Source organism: Streptomyces virginiae (assembly GCF_041432505.1).
Lineage (GTDB): Bacteria > Actinomycetota > Actinomycetes > Streptomycetales > Streptomycetaceae > Streptomyces > Streptomyces virginiae_A.
Map to the genome: position 1 here is coordinate 3,676,445 of NZ_CP107871.1, position 23,554 is coordinate 3,699,998.

Here is a 23,554-nt window from a genome sequence, read left to right on the forward strand (position 1 = left end):
CGACCGTACGTACGGGGCAGGTAGGGATCAATGAGGACCGAGGAGGTGGCCTGAAGGATGTCCAGGGCGAGGACAGCCCGCCGGATCGCGGCGGGGGCGGCGTACGGCGGAGGCGGACTCGGACTGGTGGGGGCCGCCGCGGTCGGGCTGGTCGTGGCCGAGATGCAGTTCGCGAGGCGGGCGGTCGGGTCCGGGCTGCCCGAGCCACCGCGCGCCGACGGGCTGTACGGGAGTGAATTCGGCGGGCCGGAGCAGAGCCCGGGCCCGCTGCGGCTGGGCATGCTGGGTGATTCCACGGCCGCGGGACTGGGCGTACGACGGGCCCGGCAGACTCCGGCGGCCCTGATGGCCTCCGGGCTGGCGGCGGTGGCCGAGCGGCCGGTGGAGCTGCGCAACGTAGCCCTTTCGGGGGCCATGTCGGACGATCTGGACCGGCAGGTCGGCCTGCTGCTGGACGGCCTCGCGCCGCCCCCGGACGTCTGCGTGATCATGATCGGTGCGAACGACGTGACGCGTCGGATGCCGCCGACCCAGTCGGTGCGCCTGCTGACCGCGGCCGTGCGCAGGCTGCGCATGGCCGGCGCCGAGGTCGTCGTGGGCACCTGCCCGGACCTGGGCACGATCGAGCCGGTCTACCAGCCGCTGCGCTGGCTGGCGCGCCGGGTCTCGCGGCAGCTGGCCGCCGCGCAGACCATAGGAGTGGTCGCGCTGGGTGCCCGTACGGTCTCCATGGGGGACCTGCTGGGTCCGGAGTTCGCCGCGAACCCGCGCGAGATGTTCGGCCCGGACTCCTACCATCCGTCGGCGGAGGGGTACGCGACCGCCGCCATGGCCGTGCTGCCGACGCTGTGCGCGGCGCTGGGCCTGTGGCCGGAGTCGGACCGGCTGGACGTGTCCCGGGACGAGGACATGCTGCCGGTGGCGAAGGCCGCGTCGGCCGCGGCGGGCCAGGCGGGTACGGAGGTCACGGCCGCCCGCGGCCCCTGGGTGCTGCTCAAGCACCGGCGGCGGCGTCGGGTGCCGGCCACGGACCCGGCCCAGCCCGTGGTGCCGTAGAAGGCGCCTCGCGGGCGCTTCGCGCGGGTGCGCACCGCCCGCCGGGACGCCCGGACCGTCGTCATGTCCCGCGCCCGCGGCCGGATGTCGCGGGCGAGTGCGGCCCGTGTCACACGCCCCGGCCGGTGACCTGGACCGTACGGGGCGGTAACTTCGCTTGCGGTCCCGCACAGAGCCGCAACACACCCTTGGAGTCCCGATGCCCGAAGCCGTCATCGTTTCCACCGCCCGCTCCCCGATCGGGCGCGCCTTCAAGGGGTCCCTCAAGGACGTGCGGCCGGACGACCTGACCGCGACGATCATCCAGGCCGCCCTGGCCAAGATCCCCGGGCTGGACCCGCGCGAGATCGACGACCTGATGCTCGGCTGCGGTCTGCCGGGCGGCGAGCAGGGCAACAACCTGGCGCGCATCGTGGCCGTGCAGATGGGCATGGACTTCCTGCCCGGCACGACGATCACCCGCTACTGCTCCTCGTCGCTGCAGACCTCCCGGATGGCCCTGCACGCCATCAAGGCGGGCGAGGGCGACGTCTTCATCTCGGCGGGCGTCGAGATGGTGTCGCGGTTCGCCAAGGGCAACTCGGACTCGTGGCCCGACACCCACAACCCGCTCTTCGGCGACGCCGAGGCCCGTACGAAGGCCGTGGCCGAGTCGACCGGTTCCAGCTGGCACGACCCGCGCGAGGACGGTCTGGTCCCGGACGCGTACATCGCGATGGGGCAGACCGCCGAGAACCTGGCCCGTATCAAGGGCGTGACCCGTCAGGACATGGACGAGTTCGGCGTCCGCTCGCAGAACCTGGCGGAAGAGGCCATCAAGAACGGCTTCTGGGCCCGCGAGATCACCCCGATCACCACCCCGGACGGCACGGTCGTCTCCGGGGACGACGGCCCGCGCGCCGGCGTGACCCTGGAGGGCGTGCAGGGCCTCAAGCCCGTCTTCCGCCCCGACGGCCTGGTCACGGCCGCCAACTGCTGCCCGCTCAACGACGGCGCCGCGGCGCTGGTCATCATGAGCGACACCAAGGCCCGCGAGCTGGGCCTGACCCCGCTGGCCCGGATCGTCTCCACCGGTGTCACCGGCCTCTCCCCCGAGATCATGGGCCTGGGCCCGGTCGAGGCGTCGAAGCAGGCCCTGAAGCGGGCCGGCCTCACGGTCGGCGACATCGACCTCTTCGAGATCAACGAGGCCTTCGCGGCCCAGGTCATCCCGTCCTACCGGGACCTGGAGATCCCGCTGGAGAAGCTGAACGTCAACGGTGGCGCCATCGCCGTCGGTCACCCCTTCGGGATGACCGGTGCGCGCATCACCGGCACGCTGATCAACAGCCTGCAGTTCCACGACAAGCAGTTCGGTCTCGAGACCATGTGCGTGGGCGGCGGCCAGGGCATGGCCATGGTCATCGAGCGCCTGAGCTGAGCCGGAGCGGAGGGTAGGGGTCGCCCGAGGAACGAGTGGCGGCCCCTGCCCGCAGCGGTGGCGAGGATCAGCGCGACCGAAGAAACGAGCGCCTGAGCTGAGCCGTACCCGCAGCGGTGGCGAGGATCAGCGCGACCGAAGAAGCAAGCGCCTGAGCTGAGCCGTACCCGCAGCGGTGGCGAGGATCAGCGCGACCGAAGAAACGAGCGCCTGAGCTGAGCCGGAGCGGGCGTTCGATCAAGCAGGGCCCAGGCGCCGCAAGGGATCCGGGAGGATCCCTTGCGGCGTACTGACACCCGTTCTAACCCGGTCGCGGCCGACCTGTGACCAAATTTCCCCCAGGATGTGACCTATCTCCTGGGGGATCGGTGTTTAAGCAGGTCAGGGCTGGTACGGATGCGGCTGGTGTGACCAAAGCCCTGTCCATTTCGTGACGTAATGCACTGCACGCCATTCCCAGGTCGGGACACTCTGATGTAGGAAGTCGGGGGATCGAATCACCTCAGGAGTTAGTCAGTGAGCGCCATGTCTCTTGCCCTGCTGCTGACCACGGCCGCTGCCACGGCCGTGGGCGCTGCTGCGCTGCACGCCGTCCATGGTCTGCGCAAGCAGGTCGCCGCCCTGCGCACCGAGCTGGCGGCGCCGGTCCACCCTCGCGGTGCGACCGTCCCGCACGCCCGCAGCGCCGTGGAGTCCCCCGCCGCGGAGATACGAGCCGCCGTGGCCGAAGCCCTCGCCGAGGAGCGCGAGCGCGAGCTGGCCGAAGCGCGGGCCTTCTGGGCCGCGCAGGAGGCCCGTGACGCCGCCGACGCCCCCTCGCTGCTGGGCGGCCTGCCCGGGCTCGGCGAGGACAGCCCGGTCTTCCTGCCCCGGCAGGCCGACCTGGTGGGGCTGGAGCCCGTACTCGGCGAGGAGATCCTCGACGAGCTCCCCGGGTACCCCGAGGATTCGGCCGAGCTGGCCGCCGCGCGCCGGCGCCACCCCTCGCACCCCGACTTCGTACCGGTCCAGGCCTCGCACCCCGGCGCCGACCACGAGCGCACCGTGAACCGCCTGGAGGAACTCGCGGAGGCCCGTACGGCCCTCGCGGACGTCCGTCCGGGCCCGCTGGGCACTCTCGACGTGTACGTCTTCACCGACGGCACGACGCTGTGCATGACCCCGGGGCACCGGGAGACCGCGGAGCGGCTCGCCGAGGCCCTGCGCTCGGGCACCGCGCCGGTCCTGCTGGGCGGCTCGGGCATCTCCGGCGCCTACGCGCTGACCTTCTCCTGCGGTGACACCGAGGACCCCGACAGCAACGTCTACATCCTCGCGGACCGCGTCATCGCATCGCTCTGACTTCCGCCTGCTCCACCAGCCGCACGGCCTCGTCCAGCACCTCGGACGGGGCCTTCGCGCTGTCCGGGGCCGCGGCGCGCAGCGCCTCGGCGAGGTCCAGCCCGGTCACGGCTACCTGATCGCCGACCACGAAGATGCCGGCGTCCGGCACCTCCTTCGGCTCCTGCCCGGGGGTCTCGATCCGCTGGGCCCGTACGGAGAGTTCGCGGGCCAGGTCCAGCGCCGCGGCGGCGGCACCCTGCTGCAGGCGGCTCTGCGGCGCGGCCCGCAGCCGGTCGGCGAAACGTTCCACGACGGCGGTCAGGGGCGAAGTATCAAGCACCCGGCCGACCTTACGCGCCGCCCGGGCCCCATTGCCAACGGGCGAACTCTCCGGCACGGTGGCGTGAAGAGAACAGCACGGCGATACATCCGGAGGCGCCCATGTCCGTAGAGTTCTCCGAACAGACCCACCGCAACATGATCGACAGAATCCCCCAGACCACCGGTCGTGAAGTCTCCGACTGGCTCCGCACCGTGGACGACGGCCCCTCACTCGTCCGGTTCGAGGAGAAGGTCAGCTGGCTGCGGGGCGCGCACGAGCTGTCGTACGGCCAGGCCAAGGCGATCATCCACGAGTACGACCTGCGCAGAGCCGCACGCCGGCTCGGCTGAGCCCCTCTCCCCCGATCCCGTTTCCCGTACCCCTATGCGCGGGAAGGCCCCGCGAGCCGAGTGCTCGCGGGGCCTTCCCCATGCTGTGCGCAGGCCGGTGGTCGGCGTGCGGGTCCTGCTAGTCGTCGCCCGAGAGGATCGAGAAGATGCGCAGCATCTCGACGTAGATCCAGACCAGGGTCATGGTGAGGGCGAAGGCCGCCAGCCAGGCCTCCTCGCGCGGGGCACCGTAGGCGATGCCGTCCTCGACCTGCTTGAAGTCGAGGGCGAGGAAGCAGGCGCCGAGGATGACACCGATGGCACCGAACAGCAGGCCGAGGCCGCCGCTGCGGAAGCCGAGGCCGTCACCGCCGCCGAAGACCGCGAACAGCGTGTTCACGAGCATCAGCAGGATGAAGCCGAGGGTCGCGGCCATCACGAAGCCGTAGAAGCGGCGGGTGACGCGGATCCAGCGCATCTTGTACGCGAAGAGCACGGCGGCGAAGACGCACATCGTGCCCATCACGGCCTGCATGACCACGCCGGGGCCGAGGTAGGTGCTGACGGCCGCGCTGATGACGCCGAGGAAGACGCCCTCGAAGGCCGCGTACGCCAGGATCAGGCCCGGGACGGGCTTGCTCTTGAAGGACTGGATCATCGCGAAGACGAAGGCGATGAGACCGGCGCCGATGGCGATGCCGTACGACATGCCGAGGTTGTCCGGGTCGACCGGCAGCGCCACCCAGGCGAGGGTGGCCGTCACGATGAGCGTGCCGAGCGTCATGGCCGAGCGGCTCACGACGTCGTCCATGGTCATCACGTTGGCGCGGGCCGGGGCCTGCGGCATACCGGTGGTCGGGTCGGCGGCGTACGGGTTGGTCGCGTACGGGTTGGTCCCGGCCTGCTGCGGCTGCGCGTCAAAGCCCGCGTAGCCACCGTTGTCGCGGCTGAACCCCCGTCGCGAGAAGACCGGGTTACTGCTCCTCATCTCACTCCTCCGTGGCCACCGAGCGCGGCCTTGCAACAAGAGTAATGCGCTCGCAAAGAAAGCACCCTACTGCTGGAGGAGGATCTTAGGAGAGGCCACGACGAAGCGCAGTGAATAAATGCGCGACCCGGCACCCGGGCCCCGTACGTCTGCCCGTCGGTCGCAGGCGTACCGGTCGGTCTTCACCCGGCTCGGCGGGCGACGGCGGTCCGGTCCTGTTGACGTCGCCGGGAAAGGTCTCGGGACTCTGTGCGCGGGGAGGCGTGGGCGACGGTCGCATCCCCCGTGTTCACCATCGGTCGATCCCGCAAGGCCGGGCACCGTGCCATTGATGGTGCCCGGAGCCGGACTTGAACCGGCACGGCCCGAAGGCCAGCGAGGTTTAAGCTCGCCGTGTCTGCATTCCACCATCCGGGCAAGGCGTGGCGGCCCCCGTGAAAAAGCCTTGAACGCTGAGCCGAGCCTATCCGGATCACTCCCCCTGCCAACCTGCGAACTTTCCGATGTTGTCTGATTTTATTGGCGCTTGAGGGTTCGTCAGGCCCGAGAATGCACGGTCGGCCCGTTCTGGACGTCGATCACCACCTGTACGGGAATGACGGGATTTCGATGGCCCTCGCCACCCCCCGCGCCACCCTCCCGCCACCCCGGGCCACCACCCGTTTGGTCAGGCTCCTGTCATACCAGAGGAGGACACGCGCCCGTCCGCCGTCAGACTCCAGTGGGCCGACGAACAGGCACGGCGGCTGATCCGGAGCGGGGGTACCCGCGGTGAGGATGGAAACGTCCCGCACCGCAGACCGAGGAGCCGTCCCGTGACCACCATGAACTACGCCCCGCACACCTCCCAGGCCGTGGCCGCCCGCGCCACCGGCCTCTCCAAGGTGTACGGCCAGGGCGAGACCCAGGTGCACGCCCTCAAGAAGGTCAGCGTGGACTTCACGCAGGGACAGTTCACCGCGATCATGGGCCCCTCGGGCTCCGGCAAGTCCACGCTGATGCACTGCGTCGCCGGACTCGACACCTTCTCCGAGGGCTCCGTCCGCATCGGCGACGTCGAGCTCGGGAGCCTCAAGGACAAGCAGCTCACCCAGCTCCGCCGGGACAAGATCGGCTTCATCTTCCAGGCCTTCAACCTGCTGCCGACCCTGACCGCCCTGGAGAACATCACGCTCCCCATGGACATCGCCGGCCGTAAGCCCGACAAGCAGTGGCTGGACACCGTGATCAACATGGTCGGCCTCTCCGAGCGCCTGTCCCACCGCCCCACCCAGCTCTCCGGCGGCCAGCAGCAGCGCGTGGCCGTGGCCCGCGCCCTGGCCTCCCGCCCCGAGATCATCTTCGGCGACGAGCCCACCGGAAACCTCGACTCCCGCTCCGGCGCCGAGGTCCTGGGCTTCCTGCGCAACTCGGTGCGCGAGCTCGGCCAGACCGTGGTGATGGTCACCCACGACCCGGCCGCCGCCTCCTACGCGGACCGCGTCATCTTCCTCGCCGACGGCGCGATCGTCGACGAGATGCACAACCCCACCGCCGACGGCGTGCTGGACCGAATGAAGGCCTTCGACGCCAAGGGCCGCACCAGCTGATCCGGGCCACCTCCGAAGCCCTCCTCCAGACTTCCAGCCCCAGGACTCGAAACCCATGTTCCGTACAGCCCTGCGCAATGTCCTCGCGCACAAGGCCCGACTGCTGATGACGGTGCTCGCCGTCACCCTCGGCGTCGCCTTCGTCTCCGGCACCCTCGTCTTCACCGACACCCTCAAGAAGTCCCTGTCCGGCCAGTCCGCCAAGGACTACGCGGGCGTCGCCGTCTCCGTCACCTCCTACGGCCAGGGCCGCAACGACCAGGGCGAGAAGGAGGGCGAGCCGGGCCTCGGCCAGGCCACCCTCGACAAGGTCAAGGCCCTCCCGGGCGTCGAGTCCGTCTCCGGACGCGTCACCGGCTTCGCCGGCGTCGGCGACGAGAACGGCAAGCTGATCGGCGCCGGCTGGTCCAACCAGGGCTCCAACTTCACGCCCGTCAAGGACGGCAAGAACCCGCGCTACGCCTTCATCACGGGCGCCGGTCCGGCCAAGGCCGACGAGATCGCGCTCGACAAGGCGACCGCCGAGACGGGCAAGTACAAGGTCGGCGACAAGGTGCGCGTCGCCACCAACGGCCCGGTGAAGGAGTACTCCCTCGCCGGCATCTTCACCACCGAGGACGGCGGCGTCCAGTCCGGCGGCAGCCTCGTGCTGTTCGAGACCAAGGTCGCCCAGGAGCTCTACCTCAAGCCCGGCTACTTCCAGGAGATGTCGGTCGCGGCCAAGGCCGGCACCTCGGACGAGAAGCTGCTCGCCGACATCAAGCCGCTGGTCGACGGCAAGCACACCACCGCGCAGACGGGCGCCGCGCTCGCGGAGAAGCAGGCCAAGGACATCGAGAAGGGCCTCGGCCAGATGGGCACCATGCTGCTCGTCTTCGCCGGCATCTCGCTCTTCGTCGGCATCTTCCTGATCTACAACACCTTCACCATGCTGGTCGCCCAGCGCACCAAGGAGCTGGCCCTGCTGCGCGCCATCGGCGCCAACCGGGGTCAGGTCATGCGCTCGGTGCTCGCCGAGGCCCTGGTCGTCGGCGCCGTCTCCGCCGTCGTCGGCCTGCTCAGCGGCATCGGACTCGCCGTCGGCATGCGCTCCGTGCTCGAATCGTTCGGCGCCAAGCTCCCGGCCGGTGACCTCGTGATCGCCCCGAACACCATCGTCGCGGCCCTGGTCATCGGCGTCCTGGTCACCACGGTCGCCGCGGTGCTGCCGGCCTGGCGCACCGGCAAGATCGCCCCGGTCGCCGCCATGGGCAGCGCCCACCTGCCGGCCAGCGCGAAGTCCCTGCTCGTCCGCAACATCATCGGCTCGATCATCAGCGTCATCGGTATCGGTCTGGTCCTGCTCGGCGTCTCGAGCGGCGGCAACAGCGGCCGTATGACCATCGGCGCGGGCGCCTTCTTCATGCTCATCGGCATGATCGTGCTGCTGCCCCTGCTCGCCAGGCCGGTCATCGGGGCCGTGCGCCCGCTGCTGCAGAAGGTGTTCGGGATCCCCGGCAAGCTGGCCTCCCAGAACGCCGTCCGCAACCCGCGCCGCACCGCCGTCACCGCCGCCTCGCTGGCGATCGGCCTGACCCTGGTCACCACCCTGTCGGTGCTCGGCATCACCGTCGGCAAGGTCGTCGACCGGATGAGCACCGAGAAGCTCAAGGCCGACTACAAGGTCTCCATGGCCGGCGGCATGGGCTACCTCGACCGGTCGGTGACCGAGACCCTGGCCAAGACCCCCGGCATCAAGGCGGTCTCCCCGCAGACCGCCGGGTACTTCATGGTCGGCGACGACTTCCGGTCCGCCTCCGGCGTCAACCCGGCCGGCATCGGCCAGCTGCTGAACATCGAGACCGTCAGCGGCTCGCTGGACTCCCTCGGCAAGGGCGAGATCCTGGTCGCCGAGAAGACCGCGAAGAAGGCGAACCTCGCCGTCGGTTCCACGGTGAACGTCAAGTACGAGGACGGCCAGACGGAGACCCTCAAGGTCGGCGCGGTCTACAAGGACATGGAGGGCCTGCTCTCCCCCTACGTCCTCGACGACAAGATCCTCGGCAAGCACAGCGAGGAGAGCGCCGTCTCCGAGGTGTACGTCAACGTCGACGGCGGGGCCTCCAAGGCCGGTCAGCAGAAGGTCGTCGACGCGCTCGGCAAGAACCCGGCCATCAACGTCGCCACCCAGCAGGACATGCGCAACGAGATGGGCGGCATGATCAACACCATGCTGAACGTCATGTACGGCCTGCTCGGCATGGCACTGCTCATCTCGGTGCTCGGTGTGGTCAACACGCTGGCGATGTCCGTCTTCGAGCGGACCCAGGAGATCGGCATGCTGCGGGCGATCGGTCTCGACCGGGGCCGGGTCAAGAACATGATCCGCCTGGAGGCCGTGTCGATCTCGCTCTTCGGCGCGGCGCTGGGTGTCGCCATCGGCGTCTTCCTCGCCTGGGCCGTCGGCAGCACGCTGGCGAAGTCCATGCCGAACTACGAACTGATCCTCCCGTGGGACCGGATCGGCATCTTCCTCCTGCTGGCCGCCGTGGTCGGTGTCCTGGCCGCCATGTGGCCGGCCCGCAGCGCCGCCCGCCTGAACATGCTCACCGCCATCAAGACGGAGTAGCGGCGGCACGGACGACGGCAGGAAGGGCCCCGGGCATCGCCCGGGGCCCTTCCGCGTCCAGGTCGTACTGCTAGACCGTTTCTGCTTCCACCTCCCACGTACGCAGCCGCAGGGGCAGCCGGGCGTCCCCGGCCGCCGTGGGCCGCACCGCGAGCACCTGGTTGACCCCGAGCCGGCCCCGCTCGAAGCCCAACGCGCAGGCCGCCATGTAGAGCTGCCATACCCGGGCCCGCCCGGGCGAGGTCAGCCGTACCGCCTCCGCCCAGTGCTCCTCCAGCCGGGCCACCCAGGCCCGCAGGGTCAGCCCGTAGTGCTCGCGTAGCGCCTCGACGTCACGGACCTCGAAGCCCGCCCGCTCCAGTTCGCCGACGGTGGTGCCGAGCGGCGAGAGCTCGCCGTCGGGGAAGACGTAGGCGTCGATGAACTCGTCGATCCGGTACGCCTCCTCGTCGGGCTCCGGCCGGCGGGCGATCTGATGGTTCAGCAGCCGCCCGCCGGGGCGCAGCAGGGCGTGCAGGGTGCGGGCGTAGTCCCGGTAGCGGTCGGCTCCGACGTGTTCGGCCATCCCGATGGAGGAGATGGCCTCGTACGGGCCGTCCTTGACGTCCCGGTAGTCCTGGATCCGGATGTCCACGAGGTCGGTCAGTCCCCCGTCGGCGACCCGTTTACGGGCGTACACGGCCTGCTCGCGGGAGAGCGTGACGCCGGTGACCCGGACGCCGTACTCGCGGGCCGCGTGCAGCGCCATGGAGCCCCAGCCGCAGCCGACGTCGAGCAGCCGGTCCCCGGGCCGCAGGGCGAGCTTGCGGCAGACCAGGTCGAGCTTGTCGTGCTGGGCCCGGTCCAGGGTGGAGCCGGGGCTCCAGTAGGCGCAGGAGTACACCATGGACGGGCCCAGGACCCGTTCGTAGAAGTCGTTGCCGACGTCGTAGTGGTGGCTGACGGCCTGGCGGTCGCGGCCCTTGCTGTGGCGGGCTCCGCCCCGCCTGGTGGCCGCCTCCTCGGCGGGGGGCGGGGGTGGGGGCAGCGGTCCGGCGAGGGCGATCAGCTCGCGCGCGGCGGCCCGGTGGGCGGCGTCGCGCCACCGTGCCCCCGGCAGGTCGGAGAGAGCGGGCAGCCCGGCGCGGCGCGCGAGGCCGGCGAGGGTCGCGAACGGTCCGGGACCGCCCTGGGCGGTGGAGACGGTGGGGCCGACGGGCGGCTGATCGAGCCCTCGTTCCCACAGCAGGCCCGCCACCCGGTCCAGCAGATCGAACAGATTGCCTTCGACCGTCAGTTCGCCCGCCACCCAGGCGCGGGCCAGCCCCAGCTCGCCGGGCCTCCAGAGCATCCGCCGCACGGCGCGGCGGTCGTGGATGACGAGTACGGGGCCGTCGGGCGGGCCGGCCTCGCTGCCGTCCCAGGCCCGTAGACGTACCGGCAGCGGGGCACCCAGCAGGGTCTCGGCAACAACGGCGAGCCGCGGCGCGGCGTCGGTCATGGCGCACCTCCACAAAAGCTCCGACCCCTCCGTCTACCCATCCCTGGCCCCGGGTACGCCGAAGGGGCCGCCCGCACCACGGATGGCGGGCGGCCCCTTCGGGGTCGTACAGGTCGTACAGGTGAAGCGGATGGAGCAAGTGGAGCAGGTGGAGCTCAGGTCCTGCCGGTCACACCGGTCACACCGGTCAGGCCTTGGCCTTCGCGGCCGGGGCAGCGGCGGCGGCCGGAGCCGGCGCCGGCTTGGCGGCCTCGTAGAACTCCTCGCGGGGGGTCTCCAGCGCACCGAGGGAGACGACCTCGCGCTTGAGGAACATCGCGAGGGTCCAGTCGGCGAAGACGCGGATCTTGCGGTTCCAGGTCGGCATGGCCATGCCGTGGTAGCCACGGTGCATGTACCAGGCCAGCCGGCCCTTGAGCTTGATCTTCGTCTTGCCCATGACGATCATCGCAACGCCCTTGTGGAGGCCGAGGCCCGCCACCGCACCCTTGTTGGAGTGCGAGTACTCGGCCTGCGGGAAGCCCCGCATGCCCGAGATGACGTTGTCGCCGAGGACCTTGGCCTGACGCAGCGCGTGCTGGGCGTTCGGCGGGCACCAGGCGTTCTCGACACCGGCCTTGCGGGAGGCGATGTCCGGAACCTGGGCGTTGTCGCCGGCGGTCCAGATGTAGTCCGTGCCCGTGACCTGGAGGGTCGGCTGGGCGTCCACGTGGCCGCGGGGACCCAGCGGGAGGCCGTAGCGGGCCAGCACCGGGTTCGGCTTGACGCCGGCGGTCCACACGATGGTGTTGGAGTCGACCTCGAGGCCGTTCTTCAGCACCACGTGGCCGTCCACGCAGGAGTCCATGGAGGTGCTGAGGTAGATCTCGATGCCGCGGGACTCGAGGTGCTCCTTGCCCCAGGTGCCGAGCTTGGGCCCGACCTCGGGAAGGATCTTGTCGGCCGCGTCGACCAGGATGAAGCGCATGTCCTCGCGCTTGATCGTGGAGTAGTACTTCGCGGCGTCCCGAGCCATGTCCTCGACCTCACCGATGGTCTCCGCACCGGCGAAGCCGCCGCCGACGAAGACGAAGGTGAGGGCCTTGCGGCGGACGTTCTCGTCCGTCGTGGACTCGGCCTTGTCGAGCTGCTCGAGGACGTGGTTGCGCAGGCCGATGCCCTCTTCGACGCCCTTCATACCGATGCCCTGTTCGGCGAGGCCGGGGATCGGGAAGGTGCGGGAGACGGCGCCGAGCGCGATCACCAGGTAGTCGAAGGGCAGCTCGTACGCCTCGCCGACGAGCGGCGTGACGACGGCGACCTTGCGGTCCTGGTCGATGCTGGTGACCCGGCCGGTGAGAACCTCTGCCTTGGGCAGCACGCGTCGCAGCGGGACGACGACGTGCCGAGGCGAGATGCTACCTGCGGCCACTTCAGGGAGGAAGGGCTGGTAGGTCATGTACGAGCGCGGGTCGACGACCGTGACGGTCGCCTCGCCGTAGCGCATCTTCTTCATGATGCGCTTGGCTGCGTACAGGCCTACGTACCCACCTCCTACAACGAGGATCCTGGGACGCTCCGTGGTGCTCATGGAACGAGTATCCAGCACCCAAAGGGGTGTCGCTCGTGAGCCCCTTCACAAGGACTGAGAGACCCTCTGCTACACTCCGCCGCCCACGTGACGGAGGTCATGACAAGCGACGGGAACCAGAAGGCGTCCGGAGTCGTTGTTCACCCGTCCTGAACTGGCCTCCAAGGCCGAAAGCGGACTGGACCACAGGGCTTCGTCCATACCTCCGACGCGGATCCCGTCGCCTCCGTCGATCGCACGAACGCACGCGAAAAAGGGCCTGCGGGGCCCTGGAGGACCCCAAAGGACCCTTCCGCCGGCCTCACAGACCCTTTTTCCTTGTGAAGAACTTCACGAACTTAATGTGGATCACGGGTCCAACGACCCCGTGACAGCCCCTCACAACCTGCTTCGAAGGTCGTTCAGGCGATCGACCAAGCGATTCCATCGAGGATGTCGTGCTCCGACACGACAACCTCGGAAGCGCCGATGCGCTCCATGATCGCCAGAAGCACCAGCGCGCCCGCGCCGATCACGTCCACCCGGCCCGCGTGCATCACGGGGATCGCCGCGCGCTCGGCGTGCGTCTGCGTCAGCATGCGCTCACTGATCGCGCGCACCTGCTCGTAGGAGATCCGGGAGTGGTGGATCGCGGACGATTCGTACGCCGGCAGCTCCAGCGCGATCCCGGCGACCGTGGTCACCGAGCCGGCCAGGCCGACCAGCGTGCGCGCCTCGGCCAGCGGGACGCTCTCGGCGGCCAGGTCCAGCGCCGCCTCGATGTCGGCCCGGATCGCGGCCACCTGCTCCGCGGTCGGCGGGTCGGTGACGACCCCGTCCACCACCAGGTGCCGCTCGGTCATCCGGACGCAGCCGATGTCCACGGACCGGGCGGCCCGTACGTGCTCCTCGCCGACCACGAACTCGGTCGAGCCGCCGCCGATGTCCACCACCAGGAAGGGGCGCTCCAGGTGCTCGTGCGCCGTGAGCTCCTTGGTGGCGCCGGTGAAGGAGAACTCCGCCTCCTGGTCACCGGAGATCACCTCGGGCTCGACGCCCAGGATGTCCAGGACCCCCCGGACGAAGTCCGCCCGGTTCTCGGCGTCCCGGGAGGCGGAGGTCGCCACGAAGCGCACCCGCTCCGCGCCGAACTCCTTGATCACTTCCGCGTACTCGCGGCAGGCGGCGAAGGTGCGCTCCAGCGCCTCCGGGGCCAACCGGCCGGTCCGGTCCACGCCCTGGCCCAGCCGGACGATCGTCATCCGGCGGTCGAGCTCGATCAGCTCGCCGGTGGCCGGGTCGCAGTCCGCCACGAGCAGCCGGATGGAGTTCGTACCGCAGTCGACGGCGGCGACCCGGGTCACGCGCCCGACTCCTTCTCGCCCGTCTCCTTCTCGTCCGTCTTCTTCTCCCCGCACGGCACGACGCAGGCGCCCTTGGCCCACCACTCCGGCAGCATGGCGAGGGCCTCGTCGCCGAACGGGTTCACCCCGGGGCCGGCGGCCAGGGAGTGGCCGACCAGCACGTGCAGGCACTTCACCCGGTCCGGCATGCCGCCGGCGCTCGGGAAGCCCTGGAGCACCTCGATGGCGTCGCGCCGCTGGATGTAGTCCTCGTGGGCGGCCTGGTAGGCGGCGGCCAGTTCCTTGTCCTCGGCGAGCCGGGCCTGCATCTCCTTCATCACGCCGTTCGCCTCCAGCGTGCCGATCGCGGAGGCCGCGCGCGGGCACGTCAGGTAGTACAGCGTCGGGAAGGGGGTGCCGTCGGGGAGCCGCGGGGCGGTCTCCACCACGTCCGGCTGCCCGCAGGGGCAGCGGTGCGCGATGGCGCGCAGCCCGCGCGGCGGGCGGCCGAGCTGCTGCTCGAACGCCTCGATGTCCGCGTCGGTCGGCTCGGTCCGGTCGGTCTGGGGCGGGGGCGTCTGCATGCCTGGAGGAAGTCTCTTCGTTCTCGTGGATGGGTGCTGCGGTACGGCGGTACGGATCACTCGCCGGGGCGGTCGGCCTTGTCGACGCCGTCCCAGACGTTGGAGTACCAGGGGCGGTCGGAGCCGGCTTGGCCGGTGCGGTGCGGCTGCGGGGGCTGGGCCCCGGGGTCGCTCATGATGTAGCCGATCTCCCCCGGGCGCAGGAAGTGCAGGTGCTTGCGCGCCTGCTGCTCCGCGTAGGCGTCGTCCTGCCAGCGGGCCTTCTCGTCGCGGAGCCGCTCCAGGCGGTCCCGCGCGGCCGCGGCGGCCCGCTGCTGCTTCGCGATCTCCGAGCGCTGGGAGACGTACTGGCGCATCGGGTACGCGAGGGCGACGACCAGCGTACAGAGGACGAGCACCAGGAGCGCGGCGCGGCCGGTGAGCCGGCTGCGGCGGACCTGACGCCGCGACTGCGACCGGTAGACGTGGGCGGCGGTCCGCTCGCCGAGCTGCTTGAGCCTGGTCGCGGTGGAGAAGGTGGAGAACCGATCCCGGTTCCCGGCCATTGGTCCGCCTCCCCTAGGTACGCACTACGCAATACGTCCCCGCACACGGTACGGGACCGAGTGCGGGGACGTACGGAGGCCAGCCCCTCAGGGGGGTGATTAGCCCTTGAAGCGCGGGAAGGCGGAGCGGCCCGCGTACACCGCGGCGTCGTCGAGGATCTCCTCGATGCGCAGCAGCTGGTTGTACTTGGCGACACGGTCCGAGCGGGCCGGGGCGCCGGTCTTGATCTGACCGCAGTTCACGGCGACGGCGAGGTCGGCGATGGTGACGTCCTCGGTCTCACCGGAACGGTGGGACATCATGCACTTGAAGCCGTTGCGCTGGGCCATCTCGACGGCGTCCAGGGTCTCGGTCAGCGAACCGATCTGGTTCACCTTCACGAGCAGGGCGTTCGCGGAGCCCTCCTCGATACCGCGGGCCAGACGCTCCGGGTTGGTGACGAACAGGTCGTCACCGACGATCTGGACCTTCGCGCCGAGGCGGTCGGTGATGGTCTTCCAGCCGTCCCAGTCGTCCTCGAACAGCGGGTCCTCGATGGAGACGAGCGGGTACGCCTCGACGAGCTCGGCGTAGTAGTCGGTCATCTCGGCGGCCGAGCGGGACTTGCCCTCGAACTCGTACTGGCCGTCCTTGTAGAACTCGGACGCGGCGACGTCGAGCGCGAGCGCGATGTCCGTGCCCGGGGTGTAGCCGGCCTGCTTGATGGCCTCGATGATGAGGTCGAGCGCGGCGCGGTTGGACTCCAGGTTCGGGGCGAAGCCGCCCTCGTCGCCCAGGCCGGTGGAGAGGCCCTTGGTGTGCAGGACCTTCTTGAGGGTGTGGTAGACCTCGGCACCCCAACGCAGCGCCTCGGAGAAGGACTCCGCGCCGATGGGGGCGATCATGAACTCCTGGATGTCCACGTTGGAGTCGGCGTGCGACCCACCGTTGAGGATGTTCATCATCGGAACGGGCAGCAGGTGCGCGTTCGGACCGCCGAGGTAGCGGAAGAGCGGAAGGTCCGAGGCCTCGGACGCGGCGTGCGCGACGGCCAGGGACACGCCGAGGATGGCGTTGGCGCCGAGCGAGCCCTTGTTGTCGGTGGCGTCCAGGTCGAACATGGCCTGGTCGATCAGACGCTGCTCGGTGGCGTCGTAGCCGACGAGCTCCGGGCCGATCTGCTCGATGACGGCGAGGACGGCCTTCTCGACACCCTTGCCGAAGTAACGGTCGGGGTCACCGTCACGCAGCTCGATGGCCTCGAATGCACCGGTGGAGGCGCCGGACGGAACTGCAGCACGGCCGGTGCTGCCATCGTCGAGGCCCACCTCGACCTCGACCGTGGGGTTGCCTCGGGAGTCCAGGATTTCCCGGGCTACGACGACGTCGATGGACGGCACGAGCATCTCCTTCTGGGATGTGACGCTGAGTGTGCGGTGGCATGTCAGGCCGTGGGATGGCCTTGCCGCCTAGAGCCTAACCGGCTCCGGGCACTGGGCCGCCCGACCGCCCGGACCCTGGGACGAAAAAGGGACCGAATACCCCTCTTCCGGGACATAGGGTCGCTTGATCATCGGGTTTCGGGGGCGGACGCGGCACCGCCCGGCGCGTGGGGCACGCGCCGGGCGGTGGACATCCTGCACGGAGTCAGCTGACGCCGCGTACATGTTCCCGCGGCTCTACCTCGGTGTTCAGCTGAGCTTCAGCTTCTGGCCCGGGAAGATCAGGTCGGCGTCCGAGACGATGTCCTTGTTCAGCTCGAACAGCTTCTGCCAGCCACCCTTGACGCCGTTGGCCTCGGCGATGGTGCCCAGGGTGTCGCCCGACTTGACCTCGTACGAGCCGTTGCCGGTCTTCGGCGCGACCGGGGCCTCGGCGCGCTCGGAGCGGGTGGTCGGAGCCTCGGGACGCTTGGTCTCCTGCTTCGGCGCGACCTTGGTCTCGGTCTTCTTGGTCTCGGTCTTCTTCGTCTCGGCCTTGGGCTTCGACTGCGGCTTGGAGGCCGGGGTCTCGGCGCCGCCGCCGGCGTAGGAGGAGTTCGACAGGCCCTTGCCGCAGGACGGCCAGGCACCCTTGCCCTGGCTCTTGAGGACCTTCTCGGCGACGGCTATCTGCTGCGCCTTGGTGGCCTGGTTGGCCTGCGGGGCGTAGGACTTGCCGCCGAAGCCGGACCACGTGGAGGGCGAGAACTGCAGGCCGCCGTAGTAGCCGTTGCCCGTGTTGATGGCCCAGTTGCCACCGGACTCGCACTGCGCGACCTTGTCCCACTCGGACGAGGTGGCGGCGCTGGCGGTGCCCGCGGCCATCAGGGGGGCGGCCACGGCCACACCGGCGACACCGGCGAGCGTGACGATCCGGACAGACCGCTCGATTGCAGTACCGCGACGGTGCTTGCCCTTGCCGGAAAGCAGCATGGAGTTTCTCCTCACCGACGCCTACGAGGTGAGCTGTCGGGTTCGGGCGAGTGAGTTGCCCGGCCGTGCGACCTAGCGCACGTCTTGACCCCAAGCCGGTGGCGTGACCGTCTCTCAACGGCCGCTCCCGGCACCTACCTTGGTTCCCCCGCTCCTGCCTTCGGCGCTTGACGCGACGACTGTTCCCTCCGTCCGCCGGCAGGATTCGGCGATGCGGTCGAAGGAGCTCGCGGTGGCGAGCGGTTCAGAAGGTAGACAGGTCTCTCCCCGATGTTCAACGAGCAACATCGGGGAGAAACGACCCCTACTTGCGTCCCTCACAGGGGTGTTTGCGCAGGTGAGGGCGGGGTTTGCGCAATGCCCTGGGTGAGACACGCCAGTTGACCGGAAGAGACACATGTCTCACTTACAGAAATCCGACATTCAACTCTTTCCGGATAACTGAACTGTCCCTATTGGGTGGTTAGATCCAGGTTCTGACCGGGCTTGATGAGGTCGGCGTCCTCGCCGATGACTTGCTCATTGGCCTGGTAGAGACCGTTCCAGCCCCCCTTTACGCCCTTGGCAACCGCGATGGTCGCCAGGCTGTCGCCCGCCTGGACCGTGTAGACGGGGTTCGACGAGACGTCAGGCAGGGCCGAGGGACCGACCTCCGGCGCACCGCGGTGCTTGCCGTTGCCCTCGACCGGAGTGGCACCGGTGGTCTGCGGGACCTCCGGGGTCGCGGGGGCCGTCGGGTCGACCGGGGGCAGCCCCGGCGTGACGGGCGCGGTGGTGGGCGGCGTGGTCGGGTCCGCCGGCTGCGTCGGGTCGACGGGGGTCGGCGTACCGGTCGGGTCGCCCGGCCGGACCGGAGCCGTCGGGTCGACCGGAGGCGTCGTCGGGATGTCCGGCGCGGGCATGACGGGCAGTCCGATGGACGGGGCGTCGGGAATCAGGAACGGGGTGCCGGACGGGGCCGGGGTCGGGGACCCGTAGTCCGTGGACGGCTTGCCGCCACCGGCCGACGGAACGGCTTCGTCCGGACGGGACGGCGCGGGAGCCACCGAGCTCTGACCGCCGGGCAGACCGGGGTCCACCTGTGCGGCGGGGCTTTCCTTGACCAGGCCGGCGGAGGCCGCGCACAGCGGCCACGCCTGCGGCCCCGTCGAGCCGAGCACCCGCTCGGCCACCGCGATCTGCTGGGAGCGGCTCGCCAGGTCGGGGCGCTCGGCGAACTCGAGCCCGCCGGCGCTCTGCCACTCCTCCTGGGTGAACTGGAGTCCGCCGTAGGCGCCGCTGCCGAAGTTGGCGCTCCAGGAGCCACCGCTCTCGCACTCGGCGACCTTGTCCCACGTGGACGTGTCGGCGGCGGTGGCGCTGGTGGCGGCCAGCAGTGGCATGGCCAACGCAGAGCCAGTGACACCGGCTGTGACGACCAGCGCGGGGACCTGGCGGGGGCGTCTGTGACGGCCGTTCCCGGAGAGCATGAAGGATCACCTTTCGCATAACAGCTAGGTAACGGCAGAACCTAGCGGCCTTCGAACGATTGTCACAAGTTCAAGTCGCATCTGACTTTTAATCAGATTTCGCTCAAGTGTTTTGAGCCGCGAATCGAACGGGAAGAGTACGTAGCCCTCGCATGATCAACCCCCCGCGCCAGCGCAGGTCTTGAGGCGGAACAGCCAGTTCCAGATCGGGTAGACGCGTCAGCAAAGTCGCGAGCGCGGTCTGCCCTTCGAGCCGGGCGAGCGGAGCGCCGAGGCAGTAGTGGATGCCGTGACCGTACCCGAGGTGCTGGTTGTCGGTCCGGGAGAGGTCGAGCGTGTCCGGCTCCGCGAAGCGCTCCGGATCCCGATCGGCGGCCGCGAGCACGACCAGGACCGGATCACCCGCCTCGATCCGCATGCCGCCGAGGGTCAGCGCCTCGGTGGCGAACCGCCAGGTGGCGAGCTCCACCGGGCCGTCGTACCGCAGCAGTTCCTCGACCCCGGTGGCCAGCAGTCCGCTCTCCCCGGCGGCGAGGGAGCGCTGGAGGCGCTCGCGCTGCTCGGGGTTCATGAAGAGGGAGTGGACCCCGTTGCCGATGAGGTTCACGGTGGTCTCGAAACCGGCGAAAAGCAGGATGAAAGCCATGGCGGTGGCCTCACCCTCCGTCAGATGGTCCCCGTGGTCGCTCGCCCGGATCAGGTCGGAGATCAGGTCGTCGCCCAGATCATCCCTTTTGCGATGAATGAGTTCACCGAGGTAGGTCCGCATCTGCTTGACCGACCGGGCCACTCCGCCGCGCGGACCGCCACCGTGGCGGATCATCATGCCCGCCCAGTCACGGAAGTCGTCCTGGTCCTCGCGCGGGACCCCGAGCATCTCGCAGATGGCGTAGATGGGGAGCGGGAAGGCGAACTCGTGAATGAGATCGGCCTCACCTTTCCCCGCGAAGGCGTCGATCAGGTGATCGGTGAGCGCCTGCACCCGGGGGGCGAACTCGGCGACCCTGCGCGGGGTGAACGCCTTCGACACCAGCCGCCGCAGCCGGGTGTGGTCCGGCGGGTCGATGTTGAGCAGGTGCGTCATCAGCTCGGCCTTGCGCTCCCCCGGGATCCCGGTCTTGCCCTTGGCGTGCGCCGGCTCCGCGTGGTGCGCCGGATTCTTGCTGAGCCGCTGGTCGGCGAGGGCCTGGCGGGCATCGGCGTACCGGGTGACGAGCCAGGCCTCGACCCCGCTGGGCAGCTTGGTGCGGTGCACCGGGGAGTGCTCGCGCAACCAGGCGTAGGCCGGGTAGGGGTCGGTCGCGAACTCCCAGTCGAAGAGGGTGGGGCCCTCGACGGAAGGGGCGTCGGCGGGGGTCTCGGCGGGGGTTCCGGAGGTCTGCTCGTGCACCTGATGACCGTATCCCGGCACCGAACCCCCATCCGATATCGGTGGTTCGTCGCGGCTGTCCGTAGATCGTCCATCTCTTGACCTGAACTTCTCCGGCATTCCTACTTTCGGTTTTGTGGACGTCAGGATCTTGAAGAGCAGTTTCGCGGTGGTGGAGCGACGAGCCGAGCACGCCGTCAAGTTCTTCTACGCCCACCTCTTCTGGCACAACCCCTCGGTCCGCGCGCTCTTCCCGGACTCCCTCCACGACATGGAACGCCAGCGGGACCGGCTCTTCGCCGCGCTCACCCACGTGATCGCCCACCTCGACGACGAGACCCTCGGCCCCTACCTGCGCGACCTGGGACGTGACCACCGCAAGTTCCTGGTCCGCCCCGAGCACTACGCGGCCGTCGGCGCCAGCCTGATCGCCGCCCTCGCGGAGACCTCCGGCGCGGCCTGGACCCCGTCCGTCGAGAAGGCGTGGGCCGAGGCCTATCAGGTGATGGCCGACGCGATGACGGCCGGCGCCGACGCGAGCGGGGACCCGCCGTGGTGGGACGCGGAGGTCGTACGCCATCTTCAGTACGGGACGGACATAGGCGTCCTGACGCTCCGGCCGCACGCCCCCTTCCCCTATCTCCCCGGCCAGTACACGAGCGTGAGCAGCGAGCGCCTCCCGACGACCTGGCGCACCTACTCCATCGGCAACGCCCCCCGCCCCGACGGCACCCTCGACCTGCACGTCAGCCGGGTCGACCAGGGCCGGCTGAGCACCACCCTGGTCCGCGAGACGCGGCCGGGCGACATGGTGCGGCTCGGCGCCGCCGGCGGGCAGCTGACCTTCCGCCGCGAGGACCGACCGGTCAGCCTGATCGCCGCCGGCACCGGCTGGGCGCCGATCCGGGCCCTGCTGGAGGATCTCGCGGAGCGTCCTCCCGATCAGGACGTACGGCTCTTCGTGGTCGCGCGGGACGGCGCGCACCTCTACGACCGCCCGCTCATCGACGCGTACGCGGCCCGCTGCGGCTGGCTCGCCGTCACCTACATCACGCCCGCCCCCGGGCAGCACCGCAACCAGGCCACCGACCGGCTCGCGACCGCCCTCGGCCACCGGGGCCTGTGGCCGGACCAGGACGTCTATCTGAGCGGTCCGCCGCAGTTCGTCGACGAGACCGCCCATCTGCTCCGCGAACTGGGCGCCCGCCCCGGCCGCCTCTTCCACGACGCGGTACCGGCCCACGGCCACGGCTACGGGGAGCGCCCCGTGGGCTTCGGCGAGTGGTTCCTGGACCGCCCGGCGCCCCACTGGCTCGACCCCTCGGCCCGCGCGCCGAGGGAGTACTAGCCCGGAAAAAGGGGGCGCTACTCGCCCGGCTCCGCGAGGCCCTCGGCCGCCCGGATCGCGTCCCGGTAGGCGCGGGCCGCCGCGCGCAGCGCGGTCTCGGGGTCGATCCCCGCCGCCTCGGCGCGCGCCGCGAGCTCCAGCAGTTCGTACCCGATGCCCTCGCCGCGGGGCAGTTCCACGGCCACGCCGCCCGTACGGGCCCGGCCCGCGAGCTTGGCCGCGAGCGCCAGACCGGGCTGGCCCACCGGGATCCCGTCGGTGACCGACGCGCGCCGCTTCTCCACCGCCTTGGTGCGCTGCCAGTGCGCGCTGACGTCCTCCGGGGTCTCGGCCTTCGCGTCGCCGAAGACGTGCGGGTGCCGGTGGATCAGCTTCGTGACGAGCGCCCCGGCGACGTCGTCGATGGAGAAGGCCTCGTCCGCGCCCTCGTCGTCCTCGCCGTCCCCGCCGTCCCCGCCGGCCTCCTCGGCGATCCGGGCGTGGAAGACCACCTGGAGCAGTACGTCGCCGAGCTCCTCGCGCAGCTCCTCACGGTCCCCGTCCTCGATGGCCTCGACCAGCTCGTACGCCTCCTCGATCGCGTACTTGGCCAGGCCCCGGTGGGTCTGCCCGGAGGTCCACGGGCACTCGCGCCGGACCCGGTCCATCACCTGGACCAGGTCGAGCAGGCGGGCGCCCGGCAGGTCGTACGAGCCCGGCAGGAGTTCCAGGTCGGGCATGGAGACCCGGCCCGAGCCGGCCAGCCGGGCCAGCCCGTCGGTGAGCCGCTGGTCGCCCTCGCCGCCCGGGAGCACGACCACGGTGCGGCCGCCCGCGCAGGCCTCGACCAGCGCGTGCGCGTCCGGGCTCTCGAACGCGACCTCGATGCCGGCCTCCCGCAGGTACGGCAGCTGCGGGTGGCCGGGGTCGGCGCACAGCACCCGGTCCGCGGCGTGCAGGGTCTGCCACGCCGGCCAGGACAGCACCCCTGGGGCGACCCGGTGGCTGGTGGTCAGCAGGACGATGCGGCCCGTGGGCTCGTCGGCGTCGGGGGTGGCGGTGGGTTCGGAGTGGTCGGTCACCCTCCGAACCTACCTCCGCCGGGCCGGCCCCCGGGCCGGGGGGACCCCGGGGCGTCAGGCTCCGGCGGGAGCCGCCTCGGGGCGCGTCCGCTGGTTGATCCAGGGCGTCTGCCCGGTGCCGAGCTTGATCTCCTTGGCGTCCCAGGCGCCGTAGCGCGGGTTCACCTCGATGTGGAGGGCCTCGACGGCGGCGCGGGCCGGCTCCTCCAGCTTCCCGGCTCCGTACTTGGCGGTGAGCGCGGTGAGGAGCACCCGGTCGCGGAGGAAGCGGTCGACCTGGCCGGGGGCCATGGCCCCCTTGTGCAGGAGCAGTGCCTCGAACTGCTCGTTGCCGCCGTTCTCCTCGACGTACGCCTTGCGTTCGTCCTCGATGTCCTTCTGGGTGGCGGTGAGCCCCGCGGTGTCGGCCATCTTGTCGATGATCCGGCTCTGGAGGAGGGCGTCGAGCTTCTGCCGTTCCAGGTGGGGGGTGCTCGCGATGAGTTCGGCGGCGGCCTGCCCGGAACGGTTCTGCGCCGCTCGGACGTCGTTCACCTGGGCCTGGAGCGCGGAGGTGGTGATCCGTTCGCCGCCCACGACGGCCGCGGTGCCGGGGCGCGGTTCGCCCGAGCAGGCGGACAGCAGGGGCGCCGCCACCAGCAGGGCGGCGGATACGGAGAGCGCTGTGCGACGGTGCAAAGGAGCCTCCAGGGCCGGGAGATTGTGCGTCGGTGCACAAAGGGCCGTGCGGTGATCGATGTTATGAGGTCACGGTGATCCGGACCACTGGTTCGACCA

The 23,554-nt window shown here is 70.4% G+C and carries 20 protein-coding genes, 1 tRNA gene and 1 riboswitch; of the genes, 7 read left to right on the top strand and 14 right to left on the bottom strand.

All coding sequences use genetic code 11. From position 1 onward, the window contains the following. Window positions 1-57: 57 nt before the first annotated feature. From OG624_RS17100 to OG624_RS17110, 3 genes are all read left to right on the top strand, one after another. Entirely contained in the window at window positions 58-1,056 is a 999-nt protein-coding gene (locus tag OG624_RS17100) for an SGNH/GDSL hydrolase family protein (protein WP_033222709.1), read from the top strand. Between the two features lie 199 nt (window positions 1,057-1,255). Next, window positions 1,256-2,476, top strand: coding sequence for an acetyl-CoA C-acetyltransferase (locus tag OG624_RS17105; protein WP_033222707.1), 1,221 nt, complete (start codon window positions 1,256-1,258; stop codon window positions 2,474-2,476). 525 nt (window positions 2,477-3,001) lie between these two features. Beyond that, window positions 3,002-3,817, top strand: coding sequence for a hypothetical protein (locus OG624_RS17110; protein WP_063734145.1), 816 nt, complete (start codon window positions 3,002-3,004; stop codon window positions 3,815-3,817). On the opposite strand, the gene OG624_RS17115 is transcribed toward OG624_RS17110, so the two are convergent. Continuing rightward, window positions 3,801-4,139 carry a hypothetical protein gene (locus OG624_RS17115; RefSeq protein ID WP_033222705.1) on the bottom strand — a complete coding sequence of 113 codons (339 nt, stop codon included), beginning with the start codon at window positions 4,137-4,139 and terminating at the stop codon, window positions 3,801-3,803. The genes OG624_RS17110 and OG624_RS17115 overlap by 17 nt on opposite strands. A 101-nt stretch (window positions 4,140-4,240) precedes the next feature. Here OG624_RS17115 and OG624_RS17120 point away from each other — a divergent pair, with 101 nt between their 5' ends. After that, the gene (locus OG624_RS17120) at window positions 4,241-4,471 is read left to right on the top strand and encodes a DUF4287 domain-containing protein (RefSeq protein WP_030724673.1); all 231 of its coding nucleotides are present in this window, start codon (window positions 4,241-4,243) and stop codon (window positions 4,469-4,471) included. A 118-nt stretch (window positions 4,472-4,589) separates the two neighbouring features. Here the strand turns inward: OG624_RS17120 and OG624_RS17125 are convergent, their stop codons facing one another. Further along, window positions 4,590-5,438, bottom strand: coding sequence for a Bax inhibitor-1/YccA family protein (locus tag OG624_RS17125; RefSeq protein ID WP_033222703.1), 849 nt, complete (start codon window positions 5,436-5,438; stop codon window positions 4,590-4,592). Window positions 5,439-5,770: 332 nt separating this feature from the next. Further along, window positions 5,771-5,855, bottom strand: a tRNA-Leu gene (locus tag OG624_RS17130). Window positions 5,856-6,262: 407 nt separating this feature from the next. On the opposite strand from OG624_RS17130, the gene OG624_RS17135 reads away from it, so the two are divergent. Together OG624_RS17135 and OG624_RS17140 are read left to right on the top strand one after the other, a co-directional pair. Further along, window positions 6,263-7,027, top strand: a complete 765-nt coding sequence (locus OG624_RS17135) for an ABC transporter ATP-binding protein (protein ID WP_106971448.1) — start codon at window positions 6,263-6,265, stop codon at window positions 7,025-7,027. A 55-nt stretch (window positions 7,028-7,082) separates the two neighbouring features. After that, entirely contained in the window at window positions 7,083-9,635 is a 2,553-nt protein-coding gene (locus OG624_RS17140; RefSeq protein WP_371639557.1) for an ABC transporter permease, read from the top strand. 70 nt (window positions 9,636-9,705) lie between these two features. Here OG624_RS17140 and OG624_RS17145 read toward each other — a convergent pair whose 3' ends face one another. The 9 genes from OG624_RS17145 to OG624_RS17185 form a co-directional block, all read right to left on the bottom strand. Then, complete coding sequence (locus OG624_RS17145; RefSeq protein WP_371639558.1) at window positions 9,706-11,115, bottom strand: class I SAM-dependent methyltransferase; 1,410 nt, start codon at window positions 11,113-11,115, stop codon at window positions 9,706-9,708. A gap of 187 nt (window positions 11,116-11,302) precedes the next feature. Further along, entirely contained in the window at window positions 11,303-12,685 is a 1,383-nt protein-coding gene (locus OG624_RS17150) for an NAD(P)/FAD-dependent oxidoreductase (RefSeq protein WP_033222695.1), read from the bottom strand. Window positions 12,686-13,086: 401 nt separating this feature from the next. Beyond that, window positions 13,087-14,028, bottom strand: a complete 942-nt coding sequence (locus OG624_RS17155) for a Ppx/GppA phosphatase family protein (protein ID WP_371587877.1) — start codon at window positions 14,026-14,028, stop codon at window positions 13,087-13,089. After that, window positions 14,025-14,591 carry a DUF501 domain-containing protein gene (locus OG624_RS17160; protein WP_033222694.1) on the bottom strand — a complete coding sequence of 189 codons (567 nt, stop codon included), beginning with the start codon at window positions 14,589-14,591 and terminating at the stop codon, window positions 14,025-14,027. Before OG624_RS17160 ends, OG624_RS17155 begins: the two co-directional genes overlap by 4 nt. Before the next feature lie 56 nt (window positions 14,592-14,647). Further along, the gene (locus OG624_RS17165; RefSeq protein ID WP_030763523.1) at window positions 14,648-15,136 is read right to left on the bottom strand and encodes an FtsB family cell division protein; all 489 of its coding nucleotides are present in this window, start codon (window positions 15,134-15,136) and stop codon (window positions 14,648-14,650) included. A gap of 99 nt (window positions 15,137-15,235) precedes the next feature. Next, complete coding sequence (gene eno / locus OG624_RS17170; RefSeq protein WP_030763520.1) at window positions 15,236-16,516, bottom strand: phosphopyruvate hydratase; 1,281 nt, start codon at window positions 16,514-16,516, stop codon at window positions 15,236-15,238. Window positions 16,517-16,807: 291 nt separating this feature from the next. Then, window positions 16,808-17,530, bottom strand: coding sequence for a LysM peptidoglycan-binding domain-containing protein (locus OG624_RS17175; protein WP_033222690.1), 723 nt, complete (start codon window positions 17,528-17,530; stop codon window positions 16,808-16,810). Window positions 17,531-17,533: 3 nt separating this feature from the next. After that, a riboswitch (cyclic di-AMP (ydaO/yuaA leader) is annotated at window positions 17,534-17,706 on the bottom strand. A gap of 276 nt (window positions 17,707-17,982) precedes the next feature. Beyond that, window positions 17,983-18,912 carry a transglycosylase family protein gene (locus OG624_RS17180; protein WP_326748219.1) on the bottom strand — a complete coding sequence of 310 codons (930 nt, stop codon included), beginning with the start codon at window positions 18,910-18,912 and terminating at the stop codon, window positions 17,983-17,985. Between the two features lie 190 nt (window positions 18,913-19,102). Next, window positions 19,103-20,389 carry a cytochrome P450 gene (locus tag OG624_RS17185; RefSeq protein WP_161296019.1) on the bottom strand — a complete coding sequence of 429 codons (1,287 nt, stop codon included), beginning with the start codon at window positions 20,387-20,389 and terminating at the stop codon, window positions 19,103-19,105. A gap of 115 nt (window positions 20,390-20,504) precedes the next feature. Here OG624_RS17185 and OG624_RS17190 point away from each other — a divergent pair, with 115 nt between their 5' ends. Continuing rightward, the gene (locus OG624_RS17190; protein ID WP_051763459.1) at window positions 20,505-21,716 is read left to right on the top strand and encodes a globin domain-containing protein; all 1,212 of its coding nucleotides are present in this window, start codon (window positions 20,505-20,507) and stop codon (window positions 21,714-21,716) included. A gap of 17 nt (window positions 21,717-21,733) precedes the next feature. On the opposite strand, the gene OG624_RS17195 is transcribed toward OG624_RS17190, so the two are convergent. Further along, complete coding sequence (locus OG624_RS17195; protein ID WP_371639559.1) at window positions 21,734-22,777, bottom strand: nucleoside triphosphate pyrophosphohydrolase; 1,044 nt, start codon at window positions 22,775-22,777, stop codon at window positions 21,734-21,736. A gap of 54 nt (window positions 22,778-22,831) precedes the next feature. Next, window positions 22,832-23,455 (bottom strand): SurA N-terminal domain-containing protein, encoded by a 624-nt coding sequence (locus OG624_RS17200; protein ID WP_033222683.1) that lies wholly within the window; start codon window positions 23,453-23,455, stop codon window positions 22,832-22,834. Between the last annotated feature and the right edge of the window lie 99 nt (window positions 23,456-23,554).

Excerpts from the sequence above, each read along its gene's own strand:
- OG624_RS17150 (WP_033222695.1), bottom strand. The coding sequence starts at position 12,685 with ATGAGCACCACGGAGCGTCCCAGGATCCTCGTTGTAGGAGGTGGGTAC.
- OG624_RS17105 (WP_033222707.1), top strand. The coding sequence starts at position 1,256 with ATGCCCGAAGCCGTCATCGTTTCCACCGCCCGCTCCCCGATCGGGCGC.
- OG624_RS17120 (WP_030724673.1), top strand. The coding sequence starts at position 4,241 with ATGTCCGTAGAGTTCTCCGAACAGACCCACCGCAACATGATCGACAGA.
- OG624_RS17110 (WP_063734145.1), top strand. The coding sequence starts at position 3,002 with ATGTCTCTTGCCCTGCTGCTGACCACGGCCGCTGCCACGGCCGTGGGC.
- OG624_RS17125 (WP_033222703.1), bottom strand. The coding sequence starts at position 5,438 with ATGAGGAGCAGTAACCCGGTCTTCTCGCGACGGGGGTTCAGCCGCGAC.
- OG624_RS17100 (WP_033222709.1), top strand. The coding sequence starts at position 58 with ATGTCCAGGGCGAGGACAGCCCGCCGGATCGCGGCGGGGGCGGCGTAC.
- OG624_RS17165 (WP_030763523.1), bottom strand. The coding sequence starts at position 15,136 with ATGGCCGGGAACCGGGATCGGTTCTCCACCTTCTCCACCGCGACCAGG.
- OG624_RS17175 (WP_033222690.1), bottom strand. The coding sequence starts at position 17,530 with ATGCTGCTTTCCGGCAAGGGCAAGCACCGTCGCGGTACTGCAATCGAG.
- OG624_RS17180 (WP_326748219.1), bottom strand. The coding sequence starts at position 18,912 with ATGCCACTGCTGGCCGCCACCAGCGCCACCGCCGCCGACACGTCCACG.
- OG624_RS17140 (WP_371639557.1), top strand. The coding sequence starts at position 7,083 with ATGTTCCGTACAGCCCTGCGCAATGTCCTCGCGCACAAGGCCCGACTG.
- OG624_RS17160 (WP_033222694.1), bottom strand. The coding sequence starts at position 14,591 with ATGCAGACGCCCCCGCCCCAGACCGACCGGACCGAGCCGACCGACGCG.
- OG624_RS17135 (WP_106971448.1), top strand. The coding sequence starts at position 6,263 with ATGAACTACGCCCCGCACACCTCCCAGGCCGTGGCCGCCCGCGCCACC.
- OG624_RS17145 (WP_371639558.1), bottom strand. The coding sequence starts at position 11,115 with ATGACCGACGCCGCGCCGCGGCTCGCCGTTGTTGCCGAGACCCTGCTG.